This is a genomic window from Actinoplanes sp. NPDC048791 (genome assembly GCF_040650095.1).
Lineage (GTDB): Bacteria > Actinomycetota > Actinomycetes > Mycobacteriales > Micromonosporaceae > Actinoplanes.
On record NZ_JBEZGQ010001769.1, the window covers coordinates 1 to 1,010 of the forward strand.

1 protein-coding gene and 1 pseudogene are annotated in these 1,010 nt (G+C 71.5%); both read right to left on the reverse strand.

Translation table 11 applies throughout. The annotated features are described in order from the left end of the window. Window positions 1-246 (reverse strand): annotated as a pseudogene (locus AB0C29_RS50325) (chemotaxis protein); the annotation flags it as partial. After that, window positions 246-785 carry a PAS domain-containing protein gene (locus tag AB0C29_RS50330; protein WP_360550179.1) on the reverse strand — a complete coding sequence of 180 codons (540 nt, stop codon included), beginning with the start codon at window positions 783-785 and terminating at the stop codon, window positions 246-248. The gene AB0C29_RS50330 and the pseudogene AB0C29_RS50325, both read right to left, overlap by 1 nt. Window positions 786-1,010: the final 225 nt, after the last annotated feature.

Here is a 1,010-nt window from a genome sequence, read left to right on the forward strand (position 1 = left end):
GTCGCGGAACGCGCGCTGCATGCCGCGCGGCAGGAAGCGCCGGTGATAGCGGCCCTCGGCGGCCGCGCCGAGCGCCGCGCCGGCTTCCCGGACGAACGAGTCGGTCTTGTCGAGCAGCCCGTTGAGCGCGTGCCGGGCCGCCTGCGCCTCCGGAGACTCGCCGATCGACGGCAGCCGGGCCTCGAAGTCGCCGGCGGCGGCGCGGGCGCAGACATCGGTGATGAGCCGCAGGGTATCGGTCTGCACTAGTACGCACCGTTCGTGAGGGACCAGACAAATTCGTCATATGTCTGGTTGCGCTCGGCCAGGATGCCCTGCAGCCGGGCCCAGGACGCGTCCAGCCCGGCGGGGGAGTTCTCGTGCCGGCGTTCCTCGGCGCGCAGCTCGGCATAGATCTTGCTGATCGCCGCCACCGGGCCGGGCTCCGGGCGCCGCCGGCTGGAGTGGTAGCCGACCAGCCGGCCCTGCGCGTCCGAGGACGGCGTGACGTGCGCGAGCACCCAGTAGTGCGCGCCGTCGGTGGCCAGGTTGACCACGTAGGCGAAGACCTCCTGGCGCTCGCCGAGAGCGTCCCAGAGCAGCTTGAAGATCGCCCGGGGCATGTCGGGGTGCCGGATGATGTTGTGCGGCTTGCCGATCGTCTCGTCCTCGTGCAGCGCGGACAGGCGCAGGAAGACATCGTTGGCGTAGGTCAGCACGCCGCGGGGATCGGTCTTGGTGACGATCAGTTCGTCTTCGCCGAGCGTGCGTTCCACGCCGGTCGGTCGTACCTGGGTGGCCCTCATGATTCTCGTATCGTCGCCGCCCGGCGGCCCCTCGCGGGGCGATTTCCGGGAAATCAGCGCCGGGCCACGCGCAGTCCCCAGAGCACCAGCGGAATCTGCAGCGGTAGCCGTCCATAGGCGATCGCGCGGCGCGCCGGCGGGGCGTCCCGCCAGTCCATCGCCATCTTGACGTTCGCGGGGAACACCGCCGCGAACAGGCCGGCGGCGGCGAGCCCGCCGAGCCGG